Here is a 14095-nt window from a genome sequence, read left to right on the forward strand (position 1 = left end):
ATAATTGAAAAAGATGGGGCCGGTATAATTCATTTCCTGGCCCTTTGTATTATAATGAAGAGATGCAAAGGAATGACAGGACGGTGATCAAAAGTTATGAAAATAAGAACTAGTTTCTTTCTGCTTACCATGATTGTTGTGGCTCTCTTTTTGGGTTGTTTAATTTACTATATCCTGAGATCTTATAATCAGTTCGTATTCGAGAAAATATCAGAAAACGCGGTACATTCCACTTCCCAGTTCACTCAAAATATTGATAGTTTATTACAATCCTATGAACAGGTCACGGATTTTTTATTTCTAAATGAAGACTTACAAGCCAAGATGCTTACGATATATTCTGATTTTGCTGATACTCAACAATCCTATGATGATTACTTGAGCCCTTTCACCAAATCGATAACAGGCTCTAGAAATATATTTCGAATGACATTCTTTACCGAGAATGCAACCTATCAATTTCCCAATGTCAAACTGATTAATAATGATATGAAACAAAGTTCCTGGTATCAAATGATGATCAATAACAAATTAAACAATTATTGGTCATACGAAGGAGAAGATGAGTATTATCATCTGAACTTTCTGAGATTGACGCAAAGATTGAATAAATATAAGACAGATGCTCGATTGTTCGTGTCGTTAGATATCAATATGCAAACGATATATAATTTGATAGCGAAAGAGAGTAAGAGGACACGATTCATCGTTTTTCTGGAAGATGGAACTGCGATCATGGACAGCTTTCGGCAGAATGTCGTGGGAATGAAACTGCAGGACTACCCATTTCTTCATGATAATCAACAGGATGAATCCGAAAGCCAAATTGCCTTGATTGACGATCAATCCTATCTTATTACCTTCCAAACGATTAACTCGCGATATAGTGTTCGAGGCATGAGGGTAGCTTCACTGACACCTTTGGATGAGCTCGCGATTAAAGTCAATGAAATGCGTCGTTTTACGCTTATTCTATTTATTGTCTTTCTCCTTCTTTTCGCTGTTATCATCTTCAGCATATCCTATGGATTTACGAAGCGATTGAGCATACTGACGGATAAGATGAAACAAATGAATCTTGATAATCTCCAGATCCTCACCTCCGTGAAGGGGAAAGATGAAGCTAGCATTCTAACGATAGCTTATAACCGCATGGTAAGGCGTATGGAGCGTCTCATTCACGATGGATATGAAATGGTTATTCAAAAGAAGGAATTAGAGATCAAGACAAAAGAAAGTGAGCTTTACGCACTGCAAACCCAAATCCATCCACACTACTTATTCAATGTTCTGAATGCGATATGCGGGAACCTGCTGGAGAAAGGGGACCGGGAAAATGCCAGAATGGTGAAGCTGCTTGCCAAATCATTTCGTCATCTATTAGGGAAAAGTGGCCAAATGATCCCTCTATCTGATGAAATTGAGATTGTGGATACGTATTTAAACATACAGCGCTTCCGTTTTGGCGAACGAATGGCCAGTGACATCAGAATTCCGGAGAACCTCATGGATATGAAGGTGCCGAAGCTGATCCTACAAACACTTGTAGAGAATGCCGTCGTACATGGGGTAGAAAACTACGAGCAAAAAACGACTATTTCGATTTACGCACGAATCGTCGATGAGTACAACTACCAGTTGATCGTTCAGAATGATGGCCCTTGTATTCCCAAGGATCGTCTGAATGAAATTAAGGAGATATTGAATCAGGGAATAGACATGCATGATTCAAAGCATATAGGACTTCGAAATGTTCAAGATCGCATTCAAAAAATATTCGGGATGGAGTATGGGCTGCAAATCGACAGCTCGGATGACAAAGGGACGGTGGTGACAGCATGCTTACCATACGCTATGAGAGGAGGAATCTCCGATGCATCAGGTATTGTTGATTGACGACGAACCAGGGGCCATAAAGACTCTGAAGTATTTACTGGATTGGAACGAGTATGGCTTTCAGATAGCGGGAGAGGCAGCAAACGGCAAGCAAGCTTTGGAGCTTTTGAACTCGAAAGTTTTCTCTTTAGTGATCAGCGATATTAAAATGCCTGTAATGGATGGGTTGGAACTGGTTAAGGAAATCAGAAAGTTCTCCCGAATTCCTATCATAATGATGAGTGGCTACGCAGAATTTGAATATGTTAAAAGGTGCCTCGAATACGGTGTGAAGGATTATTTGTTAAAGCCTGTAGAAGAGGATGAATTCTTGCCGCTTTTGCAAAATATTAAATTGGAAATTGAGCATCTGCAATTGATCGACAAACAGCTGTATCACGGTGTGCAAGCTATGCGAGATCAAATCTTGAAAAAGTGGACACATGCATTGATTCGTGCAGAAGACGTTGTTGAACATTTTCCTTTGGTGGGTATATCGGGCTCTCCTAATAGTGCATTCTGTGCATTCAAAGTGCATATGGAATTTATGGATTCCCTCGACAATCGGTTAATGGAATCAGATGTTTTGCTGAAGCGCTTTGCTGTAAGGAATATTATTGAGGATGTTATTGGAGCTCAAGGATATGCATTTGAGGAAGATCATGATCATGTTGGTGTGTTGCTAATAGGACAACGGGATGGACTATCTGATGAGTATGTGAGAGAACAAGCTGAACAAATGCGGGAATGCATAGGTCTATTTGCAAAAGTACCTGTTACGATCGGTGTCGGTAGTATTGTGTATACTTTACAGAATGTAGTTGAATCTTTTCATAGAGCGGATAAAATGTTGGACATGCGGTTTCTTTTTGGCAAGAATAGTGTTCTATCGGGGGAAGCATCCAACCTGTCTGACTTGGAGGATTCGGTCACGAAACGCGACATTTCACATATCATTGACGCGCTAAAATGGAATGACACTATGGAAGCCAGTCAACTATTAGAAGATCGTTGGGTCCAATTGATCCGCTGCCATTCCGAAGAATCGATGAAAGCGTTAGCACTTGAAATGTTCGTAGATTTGTACCGTGTTGTGAAAGAAAATGGTAATAGCCTCAATACTGTTTTTGCCACGCCATTGCAAGATTTCACAATGATCATGGAAGCCAAGACGATGGAGGAGTTGTTTCTGCTGGTAGAGGAGAGGTGTCTACTAGTCGCGGAGCACCTAAATAACAGAAAACAGCCGCAAGCATCACAAACGATAGAAACAGTTAAGAAGCTAGCCCATGAGCAATTCGCCCAGCAAATCTGCTTGAAGCAAATTGCTGAGCAGGTGTATATGAATCCGACTTATTTGGGGAGGCTCTTCAAATCGGAGGAGGGTATATCCTTCAATGAATATTTAATGAAGGTCAGAATGGAGAAAGCAAAGACATATCTGCGAAATACCAACAACAAAATTTACAGCATCGGACTTGAGGTAGGGTATACGGATATCGATTGGTTTTACAAAAAGTTTAAGCAGTATACCGGAGTCAGCGCTGGAGAATTTCGATCTTCATAATTCAAGAAGGGGTGATCGGTTGTATCTGTAAGGGGGTGATATGAAGAAGAGTCGAGATGAAGGAGAATGATGTGGAGTGAGAGGTAAGTATCACTATTTTTGTAAGCGCTTAATCGTTAGAAAAATGGAGGAGGTAATAGGATATGTCCATAACAAAGTCTTTCAAATGGATGGTGGTCGTGTTGCTAATGGCAGCAATGATCATCCCTACCGAAGTAATGGCGGCGAGTAAAACGATTCTTCCAGGCATAAAGTGGTATGATACATCTGGGAATTTGATTCAGGCTCATGGTGGTGGGATGATCCAGGTTGGGAACAAATATTACTGGGTAGGTGAGAATAAGACGGGCATCACGGATAGTGGACGATTTAGGGGCGTTAGTCTTTATTCGACAACGAATTTCGCGGATTTCACTTATGAAGGGGAAGCTTTGACTCCCCAGTCCACAGGTGACTTAACGTTGGACCGAATCGTCGAAAGACCGAAAATTATTTACAATGACAGCACCAGCAAGTATGTGATGTATATGCATATTGATGATTCTTGCTATTGTGATGCAAAAGTTGGCGTAGCTACTAGTTCATCTATTACCGGCCCATGGACCTATCATGGCTCCTATCGACCGCTTGATCATGAGATTCGAGATATGACAATTTGGAAAGATACGGATGGAACGGCCTATTTGATAGGTGCGACAGATGTCAATGCGAATTTCGCTATTTTCAAATTAAGTTCGGATTATTTGAGTGTTACCAATCTAGTCTATCAATGGAATGATGTCTACCTGGAAGCGCCGGCAGTTGTGAAGGATAACGGGAAGTATTTCATCCTGACATCCAGACAAAAGGGGTGGACGCCGACCATTCAGAAATACGTCAGCGCAACATCTATGTCGGGTGCATGGTCTGACTGGCAGACAGTGGGGAATAGTAATAATTATCAGTCACAATCCACGTTTGTGTTGCCAATTCAAGGCACAACCGGTATGACTTATCTATACATGGCAGATCGCTGGAATCCTTCGAATCTGCAAGATTCTCGATATATATGGTTGCCACTCAAAATTGAGGGAACCATACTGAGTTATGGATATTTCGACCAATGGAACCTGGATGCCACTGCAGGTGCGTTTAGCACTCCTTCGAGCTTCACTGGAGTGACTCAGAATACCTGGTACAAGATCAAAAACTTGAAAAGCGGTTTATTATTAGATATCAGTGGTCAATCTACTTCCGATGGAGCCCCAGCTATTCAATATACGGATAACGGCGGATGGAATCAGCAATGGAAGTTCGTGCCTATCGGTAATGGATACTACCAAATCATTAATAGGTATAGCGGCAAAGCATTAGATGTCGCTACTGGAACGATGATACCGGGTAATCAACTTGTACAATCGAGCATCGTTGATAGCTTGTCCCAGCAATGGTCATTGCAAGCCACAGCGGGTGGAACCTTCAAAATGATGAACGTAAATAGCTTGAAGGCTGCAGATGTAAGTGGTGCGTCCACTAGCCCAAGCGGTCAAGTGATTCAATGGGACGATCAGTTGCAGAATAACCAACAATGGTCGATTACAATCGCCAACTAACACAATCTGGTATTCGCAATCGGGTGAAGAGCAGTTTTTTGTACTGATTCATGATCCACAGGAGCTGTATAATGCAATCCGTGATGAGGATCAACAGCAGCGGATTGTATACTGGCGTACTGTGCTCATACATGAGTTGGGCGGACGCCAAGAGGGGTATTCGGACGGCAAACAGCTGATTATGGGCCGGAAACCTGCCGCAGTTCTTTCGCATATCTATAAATAAAAGGTATGCGCTTACATTGAAATGAATCCGGGTTAAAGACGTTTAGCGTGGATCAGGCTGCGGACACATTCCTGGAGTTTCGGGGCTATCAGGATTTCATAAAAACTTCAAGGATATACGGGTGTTAGCACCGGTGAGTATCGTACAAATACAAGATAGAGAGAATGAGGTGCTCTTATGATAGTCAATTCGATGATAAAGCCTACCCCCAAACAACTCGCCTACCAGGAATGGGAGTTCGGCTTGTTTGTGCATTTTGGTCTGAGAACTTTTTATGAAGGTTATGTTGATTTTGATACCAGAGAAATGTCCCTATCTGTATTTAACCCGATCCATTTAGATTGTGAGCAATGGATACGTACTGCGAAAGAAGCTGGAATGAAGTATGCCGTATTAACGGCTAAACACCATGATGGATTCTCTAACTGGCCTTCAAAGTACACGGACTTCTCCGTAGCGCAATCCTCATGGAAAGAGGGGAAAGGGGATGTCGTTAAGGAGTTCATGGATGCTTGTCGTAAATATGATATGAAACCTGGATTATACTATTCTCCATTTGACGGGTCTGCAGGTGTATATCAGAATGCAAAGGCTTACGATGATTATTTCGTTAATCAAATTACAGAGTTGTTAGGTAACTATGGAGACATAGATATCCTTTGGTTCGACGGCTGCGGTTCTGAAGATCATGAATATGATTGGGTACGAATTATCGATGAAATTCGCCGTCTTCAACCGAATATATCCATTTTTAATATGGGAGATCCTGATTTTCGGTGGGTAGGGAATGAGGATGGAATTGCGCCACTTCCTTGTTGGAATGTTGTGGATTCGACCGAATTTTCTATATTAACCGAACAGAAGGAAGTGTTAGGTGAACAATTGTGGTTACCAGCTGAATGTGATGTACGGATGCGTGAGAATTGGTTCTATAGCGATAATGATGAGCACACCGTCAAAAGTCTAGACCAGCTTATGGGCTTATACTATTATTCCGTAGGACGGGGCGCTAACCTATTGCTGAATATTGGTCCAGATCGACAAGGATTACTACCGACTAAAGACGCTAGTCATTTACAAGCGATGGGAGAGGAAATTCGTAGAAGATTTGAGAATCCTATTGCAACGTTGAAACAATGTATGCAGAACAAACTGGAATGGATTTATGAGCCGACGCATCCACATCTGCTTGACCATATTGTTATTCAAGAAGATTTAACTCTTGGAGAACATGTCCGTAACTTTCAAATCAGTGTTATTACCGAAAAAACGAAGCGGCCGTTTACGGTATATGAAGGACAAAATATTGGACATAAGGCGATTATTCGGATTCCTTCAATTAAAGTTCAAGGTGTAATTCTCACCGTTACGAAGACGGAAGGTCTGCCTTCCATTCATGACATGTCATTCTATTATGTTGGGGAGTAGCGGGATGGATCAATAATTAAAGTTTAATCGTGAGGGATTCAATTACACGAAGGATCCAGAGCGTTCGATACTTAGCTACCTCTTAGTGATAGAATGGTCATACATGATCAGCCTGTACATACGCAAGACACCGGTAATTACCGAGTATACTAGTCATGAAGAAAGACTTCTACGAATGTGTAGAAGTCTTTTCTGTTTTGTGAAAAAAACCAGTTAATGCTGTATAATAAAAGTATGCTTAGTGGTAAAGCAAAAAGTAGAGTTGTAAATGAATAAGTTATCAAAATAAAATAAAATAAGATTGGGAATCTAGAAATAACCTTACAGAAACGATGGTGTTTATGAAAATTAAAATTGAAAATAATATTATAGAATATAATGTTCAATATGGTCATAGAACGAAGATTACGATTCATATGGATGCGGCAGGGCTCGTTACGGCTAAAGTTCCTAACGATGCAAGTGAACAGAGTATTATTAGAGCTGTGCAACAACAAGGCAAGTGGATACTAGAGAAGTCACGTCAGATTGCTTTAGTTCAAGAAGCTCACAATACGAGAGAGTACGAAGATGAGGGCAAGTTCCTTTATCTTGGCAAAGAGTGCTCGCTTAATGAATTAATCGAGACGCATGAATTACAAGAAGAAGAACTACAAAAAAATCTTAAGAAGTTCTATTTCGCAAGCTGTAAGAAGATTATTGGGGAACGAATCAAAAATTATCAAACACAATTGGGTGTAAAGCCCCCTAAATCAATTGAGATCGTGGAGTCTAATACCAAATGGGGTAGTTGTAGTGCAGATAAAAAAATAACGTTTAATTATCGTCTGGCCATGGCTCCAATTGAAGTGATAGATTATGTGATCATTCATGAACTATGTCATCTGATGCATATGAATCATGATCGATCATTTTGGAGACGTGTGGGTAGCATAATGCCCGATTATAAGGAAAAAGAAGAGTATTTAGCTAGGAATGGACGATCCATGACGCTTTAATTAGGACGGTTGCATTTTGAAAAAAATGTAGCCGTTTTTGTTATTACCTACGAGATTATTGGCGTAACACTCTTCACAGCACTCTTTGTATAGTAGTGGTATAATATGCAAAGTAGTTCGACCCTAAACGATGAATCTCGACATATTCCAGGCAAAGAAGATGATACGGTGAATATACGAAGACCGAATATTAAACTTAAAACAGTTTTTTTGCTAAACAAGTATTTTACTGGGGACTCGATGGATTACAAACAAATTATTGCAATCATTATTCCCATTTTTGTAGACCAAGCTTTTATTATTCTGATGAGCTTGCTGAATACTGCGATGATAAGTTCCTCGGGGATTGCAGCAGTTAGTGCTGTGAGTATGGTAGATTCGCTGAATATTTTCTTGATTAATGTATTTGTCGCGGTGGCGACAGGTGGTACGGTCATTGTGGCGCAATATAAAGGTAGTGGGAATCAAGAGATGGTAGCGAAAGCTGCTTCGCAAGCCATAACTGCAGTTGCCATGTTATCCGTGCTGATTAGTACGTTCGTTATCGTGTTCCATACACCTACCTTAAATTTACTATTTGGCAATGCGGATGCTGAAGTATTTAACAATGCAAAGATTTTTCTTATCGGTAGTTGTATCTCTTATCCATTTATAGCGATATTTCAAGCAGTGAGTGGCGTACTTCGCGGGGTTGCAGAGACCAAAGCGTGCTTGGGTTTATCACTAATAATGAATATAACTTACTTATGTTTAAATATCGTGTTAATCAGTATTTTTGATATGGGTGTCATGGGGCTAGTGATCTCGATGATTCTAGCAAGAGTATTGGGAATGGTTACTTCGTTGATCTATTTGACGAAATATAATCATACGTTAGGTTTCAAATTAAGAAATGCACTAAGATTGAATTTTTCGATTCTAAAGAAAATTATGTTCATTGGGATTCCATTTGCAGCAGAACAGATGTTTTTCAATGGCGGTAAACTATTGACGCAGACGTTTATTGTTCAGTTAGGGACGATTGCAATGACAGTGAACGCGATCAGCGGCTCGATATCACTATTATTTCAGATCGGGGGGAGTGCACTCAGCGTTGCCGTCGTAACGGTTGTCGGTCAGTGTATCGGGCGAAAGAACGTTGAGGATGCAAGGAAGTTCATTAAATCTTTTCTCGGACTTTCCACGGTGTTCTTCGTGATCGTAACGTTAATCATATTGCCATTGTTCCCATTGATTGTGAAATTGTTCTCTCCACCAGAAGACATTATACCTTCGATTTTTGCACTTACATTGTTAATATCAATTGCTCAACCTTTATTATGGTCATTTAGCTTCGTTCTACCTTCAGCCTTACGAGCAGCTGGAGATTCGAAATATACGTCGATCACTTCGCTGTTATCTATGTGGGCGTTCCGCGTCATACTAGGGTATATTTTAGGGATTACACTTGGTTTCGGTATTATGGGTGTATGGGTAGCTATGGTTGCTGAATGGGGCGTTCGTGGATTGATCTTTGGATTACGATTCAAAGGGGATAAATGGTATGCGCATAAGTTGATTTAAATGAAATATGGTTCTTTCACCTCGTTCCTGAGCTGTCTAATCGACAGCTCTTTTTTGCTCTACTGTGACATAAATAGATATATTTATTCTAGTGAGAAGCGCCCTAATGAAGTCATGGTTATTTGTGTTTTGATATTATAGGTCAGGTTAATTTATACTTGCAGTACGATGACGAAATAGTCAAGATAAGTGCGTCAGGGTTTCATAATCAATCCTATAACAAGTGAAGGAGGATTAATCCATGACGAAAGTGCTCATAGTAGATGATGAAGTTAGCATTGCTAGCGCCTTAGCTTATGCGCTTCGCAGAGAAGGATATACGGTAGAAACGGCAGGAGATGGGCAAGAGGCTCTTGATCGAGTAGAAATATTCAAGCCTGATGTGATGGTGCTGGATGTGATGATGCCACGACTCAGTGGATATGATGTCTGTCGTAAGCTTGCAGATCGACAACAACGACCGGCGATTCTTCTATTGACCGTTAAGAATGATATTGTAGATAAAGTGTTAGGGCTAGAGCTTGGTGCAGATGATTATATGACGAAACCTTTCGATATACGGGAAATCACGGCTAGAGTGAAGGCATTATCGCGTAGACGTGTTAATGATGCCGTAGGACAATTGTCCCGCAATCAAGAGGAGATTCAACTGGCGAGCCTCAACATAGAATTGTTCAGTCGCACAGTTCGCATGGAGGGGCAACAGCTTGATCTTACGCCGAAAGAATTTGATTTACTTGTGCTACTGGCACGTAATCCTGAGCGTGTATATTCCAGAGAAGCGTTACTTGAGCAAGTATGGGATATGAATTTTGTGGGTGGGACACGTACGGTTGATATTCACGTGCAGAGATTACGCAAGAAACTGGGTGAACTGCACGGAGTGATCCAAACGGTATATGGCATTGGATACAAAAGTACGGAGACTACATAATATGAAGAGAAAAATAAACATAGGCTTAAAGGGCAAGCTAGCGTTGCTACTTGCCTTGTTGCTTACATCTGTTCTGGTTGTGCTCAGTACCATGGTGCTTGCGGGAATACGTGAGGATCAACGTAATCGTTTGGAACAGTCATTTGCTCATGAATCGGCAAATGCTAATTTGAGAGTGAGGCAGGAATTCCTGACGGGAACAAGAATAACGCCAGATCTATTCATGCAACGGAGCGCACAGCGGCTAGCGGTTGATCTGGGTGCACAGAGCGGTATGGCGATCACGCTATATAAAGCTGACGGCTCGTTCGCAGGCACTTCACTTCCGATTCAGGCTAGAACAGATGTTAAGGATGGGCTCGAATATACCGCGAAGGGACAGTCTGTCTATATAACAGAAGGAGAACAACTGCTGTATTTGGCTCCACTATATAATGCAGATGAGCGACTTGGGACTGTACAATTTCATGCATCGCTTGCAGATCAATATGCCTTCTATTCACGGATTCAGAACTTATTCATTGTTACTGGTGCAGCAGTTCTAGTAGCGGGATTCTTAATCGGATACTTGTATGTCAGGCGCCAGGTGAATGTGATTGCGAAATTGAACAATGCCGCTAAACAGATTGGGGAAGGAAAGTATCTCATTGTTCCTCCGGTAAAGAGAAGGGACGAGCTGGGAGAGCTTGCTCAAGGAATTTACGAGATGAGCGGAAGTATCGCAACCTCGCTCAGCCAGCTTACGGAAGAAAAGTTGAAGTTACTGGACGCTATCGTACGATTACAAGAGTTGGAACAGCAACAGAAACAGTTCATCGGTAATATTAGCCATGAGCTGAAGACACCACTGACTTCAATTCTAGCGTATGCTGATCTCCTAGAGATCTATCGTGATGATCCATCACTATTGGAAGAAGCCAGAATGCAAATTGGTAAGGAAGCGGAACGCTTATATGGACTGATAGAGATAGCGCTACAGTTATCGTCCATGGATATCTATGAATTCGAGACAAAGGCGAAAGTTGTTGAGGTGTTGCCACTGCTTCAAGAAGCGGTGAACCGCCTTCAGATAAAGGCGGAAAGACATGGGGTCACGATGGAAGCTCATTTAAGAGAAGGAACGGTATGGGCTGATCCGGAGAATATGATGCATATGGTGCTTAATGTACTAGATAACGCTGTGAAATATAACAAGCCTGGCGGAACAGTTACCCTTTCTAACCATTTGGTGAAAGGTTCAAACAGCGAAGGGTATATGGTAATAGAAGTAGTGGATACGGGTATCGGCATTCCAATGGAAGCGCACAGCAGGATATTTGATCCCTTCTATACGGTAAGCGGTGATCGGTCTAGGGCGCATGGAGGCACGGGACTCGGATTGTCCCTTGTGCGCAGTCTAGCTGAGAAGCAGAATGGCTTAGTTAGGCTCGTGAGTTCTGGACCGAGCGGTTCGCGTTTTGAAATCAAACTACCAATGGATCATCTGAATACAGACGGACGATGACGATACATGAAAGTCCAGACTATATGGAGTCTGGGCTTTATTATATTCCTTTGAAACGGGTGCTGTCCTTGGAGAAGGACGGCGTAGCCGTTTCTACATGTTTAGGGGGACATTGTTTACAAGTTGTTTACAAGTCAGATATATTTTCGAGATATCTCGAATCTATACTGTAGTTAACAGGGATAGTTGAAGAAGGGAGAACATCGCAAGGCTGCTTGAGATTCGGGCTATATGCTCCCTAATCGAAGTGATAACACTGGAGGATTTGTATGAAACGCATAAATCGAAAGAATCGTGTGAAACTGTTGTCAGTTATGACCCTTTTGGTTACATTGATTGCCTGCCAATCCTCCCATGAGAGGGTCACCACGGTTACACCGAGTAACAATCAGACGGGAACAGATGCTCAGGTCAGTTCAGGCAATACAGCAGGTGGAAGTGGTCGCAAGCTTACAGTTGTAGCGGGGTCTGCACAGAAAGATAATCAAGAATTGGCTGTAGAACGAATTCACCGACTCGAAGGCTCAAACATCGAAGCTTGGCTCTCGGACAATGAGGTTAGGATTAATACAACGAAATTACTGAAAGTTGGGACGAATACAGAGGAACCGAAATATTCGTACACAACGTCGATTGTTGACTTAAGTACTGAGGAACAGCGAGATGTAATGGACCATCAGCCGTCTCTAAAGATCGTTAAAGAGACCCTATCACCGGATGGTAAATTTAGCTTCATTCAGAAGTGGTTGGATAAGTATACGGCAGATAATTTCATTAAGGACTTGAGTACAGGTAAAAGTATTGCCGTAAAGGGCGATAACTATATGGAAATGGGCGGTTGGTTGAATAAGGATACGTACATTCTTGCAGCAGGTTCTATGGAAGGACGCGGCGATATACGCCAAATTGCCACGGATGGTACATCCACAAAGTTAGCAATTGAAGATAAAGATGTTAATGAAATATTTAATCGCTTCACTGTGAGCGATGGTCGTATTTACTATACGGATTCGAAGAATAACTTAAAAGGTTTGGAGGCGGGGAAGACACAGCCATCCATCCTCGTAGAGGGGGTATGGGACTTCGAGATATCACCAGATAGTAAGCATATTGCAGTAACTACCGTAAGTGCTCCCGGCAAGTCAGGTACTGAGCTACTCATCTACGATTCCGCAGGTAATATGAAAGGTTCTGAAATCGCAAAAGGCGAATTGATGTCTTATTTAGCCTGGTCACCAGATTCATCAAGGCTTGCATTCGATGTGTATACAACGGACAAGAATGGGATGAATGGCGTGTATATTTTCGACTCCACTTCGGGTAAGGTATCGCCCATGGGTTCATCTTACTCGCCAGTTGGGATGTCCTACAACCCTCAGTATCCACTGACATGGAGCCCATCTGGCAAACGGCTGGGCATCACGATTGAAGACAAGAAATCGATCATTGTTACACAGGTTATTGATTTTAAATAAGAAATAATGAAACGGGGAAAAATATGATGTTAAAAATCAGAAAGTCTATGATGTCTTTGGTTGTAATCGGAATGACAGTATCGGGTGCTGCGGGTGTCTATGCAGGAAGTAATATGCAGAAGATCACGGCATATCTTAATCATAGTATTGGGTTGAAAGTAAATGGGACTACTTATACTCCAACAGATAGTAATGGTAAACAACTTGCTCCAATCACGTATCAAAATACAACTTATCTACCTGTGCGAGCATTAGCGGATGTGTTGAAAGTCCCGGTTCAGTATGACAGTAAGACGGGTCAGGTGCTGATTGGAACCAGTCAATCTGGAGGAACCACGACGCCGCAAGTGAGTGTGAGTGTAACAGAGGTGAAGTATAGCAAGGAGCAGATCAAAGAGATGACGAAGGCGTTTGCTAATTTCGAACATTTCGAAACCGCATATGCTCCACAACAGATGATTAAGGGAGATACCTATTTGAAGACGGGTGCTTCAGAAGATGGTGTGACCCTGAGATTTAATCATATGACCGTAAATGTTTCACCGAGAGATTACTCGGATGGTTATGAGAGCAAGCCTGTTACACTATCAAATGGCACTCAAGCGAAGTGGTATACACCTGATAAAACGCCAATGTTAGGCTTCAAAGTTGACGATCGGATCGTGACTATCAGATCAGAAGATCATTCCTTAAGCAAGGCGCAAATCGAGAAGATAGCTGTGAGTGTAGCGAAACTGAAGTAATAACACTAAAAAGCTGCACCAACGAATTCGTTGGTGCAGCTTTTTAGGCTTTAAATTGATTGGGATGTTCTACCTTGGTAAGTAATAATCTTGATTTAACAATGTGATTTCGATTATTTCGTTGGAATGTTAACTTGGCCAGATCCGTAAGTATCAAACCATCCTTGGATCTTTTTAAAATCTTTACTAA

General features: G+C 41.6%; 10 protein-coding genes. All 10 read left to right on the forward strand.

The features are described from left to right. The first annotated feature begins 96 nt into the window (after nucleotides 1-96). Nucleotides 97-1896 carry a sensor histidine kinase gene (locus PBAT_RS15540; RefSeq protein WP_068650879.1) on the forward strand — a complete coding sequence of 600 codons (1800 nt, stop codon included), beginning with the start codon at nucleotides 97-99 and terminating at the stop codon, nucleotides 1894-1896. Further along, entirely contained in the window at nucleotides 1874-3442 is a 1569-nt protein-coding gene (locus PBAT_RS15545; RefSeq protein ID WP_068650880.1) for a response regulator, read from the forward strand. The genes PBAT_RS15540 and PBAT_RS15545 overlap by 23 nt, the downstream gene beginning before the upstream one ends. Nucleotides 3443-3585: 143 nt before the next feature. Continuing rightward, nucleotides 3586-5034, forward strand: coding sequence for an RICIN domain-containing protein (locus PBAT_RS15550; protein ID WP_068650881.1), 1449 nt, complete (start codon nucleotides 3586-3588; stop codon nucleotides 5032-5034). A gap of 418 nt (nucleotides 5035-5452) precedes the next feature. Beyond that, a complete protein-coding gene (locus tag PBAT_RS15555; protein ID WP_248912433.1) occupies nucleotides 5453-6688 on the forward strand; it encodes an alpha-L-fucosidase in 1236 nt (411 codons plus the stop codon). Between the two features lie 341 nt (nucleotides 6689-7029). Next, nucleotides 7030-7686 carry a M48 family metallopeptidase gene (locus PBAT_RS15560; protein ID WP_068650883.1) on the forward strand — a complete coding sequence of 219 codons (657 nt, stop codon included), beginning with the start codon at nucleotides 7030-7032 and terminating at the stop codon, nucleotides 7684-7686. Nucleotides 7687-7860: 174 nt separating this feature from the next. Then, complete coding sequence (locus tag PBAT_RS15565) at nucleotides 7861-9249, forward strand: MATE family efflux transporter (RefSeq protein ID WP_246168814.1); 1389 nt, start codon at nucleotides 7861-7863, stop codon at nucleotides 9247-9249. Between the two features lie 241 nt (nucleotides 9250-9490). After that, nucleotides 9491-10183 (forward strand): response regulator transcription factor, encoded by a 693-nt coding sequence (locus PBAT_RS15570; protein ID WP_068650884.1) that lies wholly within the window; start codon nucleotides 9491-9493, stop codon nucleotides 10181-10183. Between the two features lies 1 nt (nucleotide 10184). Then, complete coding sequence (locus tag PBAT_RS15575) at nucleotides 10185-11687, forward strand: sensor histidine kinase (RefSeq protein WP_068650885.1); 1503 nt, start codon at nucleotides 10185-10187, stop codon at nucleotides 11685-11687. Between the two features lie 269 nt (nucleotides 11688-11956). Beyond that, entirely contained in the window at nucleotides 11957-13162 is a 1206-nt protein-coding gene (locus PBAT_RS15580; protein WP_068650886.1) for a hypothetical protein, read from the forward strand. Between the two features lie 26 nt (nucleotides 13163-13188). Beyond that, entirely contained in the window at nucleotides 13189-13905 is a 717-nt protein-coding gene (locus PBAT_RS15585; RefSeq protein WP_068650887.1) for a stalk domain-containing protein, read from the forward strand. Nucleotides 13906-14095: the final 190 nt, after the last annotated feature.

Source organism: Paenibacillus antarcticus (assembly GCF_001637225.1).
In the GTDB taxonomy this organism is placed as follows: Bacteria; Bacillota; Bacilli; order Paenibacillales; family Paenibacillaceae; genus Paenibacillus_AQ; species Paenibacillus_AQ antarcticus.

Coding starts and splice junctions, on each gene's coding strand:
- PBAT_RS15540 (WP_068650879.1), top strand. CDS start 97: ATGAAAATAAGAACTAGTTTCTTTCTGCTTACCATGATTGTTGTGGCT.
- PBAT_RS15545 (WP_068650880.1), top strand. CDS start 1,874: ATGCATCAGGTATTGTTGATTGACGACGAACCAGGGGCCATAAAGACT.
- PBAT_RS15550 (WP_068650881.1), top strand. CDS start 3,586: ATGTCCATAACAAAGTCTTTCAAATGGATGGTGGTCGTGTTGCTAATG.
- PBAT_RS15555 (WP_248912433.1), top strand. CDS start 5,453: ATGATAAAGCCTACCCCCAAACAACTCGCCTACCAGGAATGGGAGTTC.
- PBAT_RS15560 (WP_068650883.1), top strand. CDS start 7,030: ATGAAAATTAAAATTGAAAATAATATTATAGAATATAATGTTCAATAT.
- PBAT_RS15570 (WP_068650884.1), top strand. CDS start 9,491: ATGACGAAAGTGCTCATAGTAGATGATGAAGTTAGCATTGCTAGCGCC.
- PBAT_RS15575 (WP_068650885.1), top strand. CDS start 10,185: ATGAAGAGAAAAATAAACATAGGCTTAAAGGGCAAGCTAGCGTTGCTA.
- PBAT_RS15580 (WP_068650886.1), top strand. CDS start 11,957: ATGAAACGCATAAATCGAAAGAATCGTGTGAAACTGTTGTCAGTTATG.
- PBAT_RS15585 (WP_068650887.1), top strand. CDS start 13,189: ATGTTAAAAATCAGAAAGTCTATGATGTCTTTGGTTGTAATCGGAATG.